The 1370-nt window shown below is 62.6% G+C and carries 2 protein-coding genes; both read left to right on the forward strand.

All coding sequences use genetic code 11. From position 1 onward, the window contains the following. Window positions 1-880 (forward strand): replication-relaxation family protein (locus tag GHC57_RS19050; protein WP_211369261.1); only part of this gene is annotated, 880 nt, incomplete at its 5' end. A gap of 110 nt (window positions 881-990) precedes the next feature. After that, window positions 991-1212, forward strand: coding sequence for a helix-turn-helix domain-containing protein (locus GHC57_RS19055; protein WP_109792415.1), 222 nt, complete (start codon window positions 991-993; stop codon window positions 1210-1212). The last annotated feature ends 158 nt before the right edge of the window (window positions 1213-1370 follow it).

Consider the following 1370-nt stretch of genomic DNA (forward strand, 5'->3'; position numbering starts at 1 on the left):
CGCGTCTACATCAACATGGAAAACCGGGATGACTGAAGCGCCTCAGACCGAATTTCCATCCCTCAGGTTGCTCAATCGGCTGGCCCGCTATCGGTTCATGACGGTGGCGCAATTGATCGCCACCGGCGCGGGGAAAGACCGCAAGCACCTTGGGCAAGTGCTGCGGCGGCTGGAAGGGCACAAGCATGCCGGCATGCTGGCATGGGGTGTGCGCCCCGGCCTCGGCCGGTTGCCGCGCATGTACTACCTCAAGCCCGCCGGTGCGGCGGCCCTGGCGGCTTACTTCCGGGAGGAACCCGCGAGATATGGCCCGATCGCCAGAACACCGAAATTCACGGTGGATCATCTCCACCGGCGGCATTGCGTCGATTGCCACATTGCGCTTGATGCCGCGATGGAGGCTGAAGGCGGAAGCGTGGCGAGGTATGTTGCCTACTACGGCGGCCCCGGCCCCTGGCCGGGTGCCAATGGGCAAGCAAAGGCCGATCCGATTAAGCTGCGGCTGGCGAGCGGGCGGGCGCTTATCCCGGATGCGATTTGCGACCTGCAACGGGGTGACGGCCGCCGGCAACTCCATGCGCTTGAAATGTGCATGGATCGCGGCGGAACGGATCGGGCGCGGATCGTCCGGCAGATTGAGAGCCATTGCGAGGCCATGAGCGACGGGGCGCTTTCCGATGCGCTCGGGCTGGATCGGGGCTATCGGCTGCTATGCGTGTTTGAAAATCGGCCGTCCCTGGACGCGGTGCGCCGGCGGTTGGCCGATGAAGGGGTGGGCGAGAACTTCGCCCGGCTGATCCTTATGAATACGCATAAACGTTCCCGCGACGACTTCGCGTCGGGTTGGGTGGACGCGGCCGGCGACCCGGCCCCGTTCTGACGGCACCGGTCGCGCTTGAACCGCCGGAAATTGAGATTCCCGCCGTTTCCGCGTAGTTTCGACCTGTTCCTGCTCTTTTTGACGTCAATCGACGACGGAGGGCTCAGCCCTTGATCGATTACAAGGAGCTGCGAACGGTCAAGCAGCTTGCGGCGGAAGCGCCGTTCGTGACCGAGAGCAAGTTGCGCTGGTGGATCTTCCATGCCGAGACAAACGGCATGGCCCCGGCGCTCATCAAAATCGGCGGTCGGGTCTACATCGACCGCGCCGAGTTCAATAAATGGCTCGAAGGCCAGCGCATGGCGCCGAAGTCCCAGAACCAGGCTGCCTGACACCGACCAAACTTGAAGCCCCGCCGTTCGGCGGGGCCTTTTTTCTAGCAAACCCGCAATACGCGCAAGATATAAATCATTAAGGCTTATCCCTTTGCTTCCGGCGCGATCAACATATCGTAGGAGATTGGGCCTTTGGTGGTGGCGATGCCCAGGAG

Origin of the sequence: Roseospira navarrensis, assembly GCF_009601025.1 — a bacterium.
GTDB lineage: Bacteria > Pseudomonadota > Alphaproteobacteria > Rhodospirillales > Rhodospirillaceae > Rhodospira > Rhodospira navarrensis.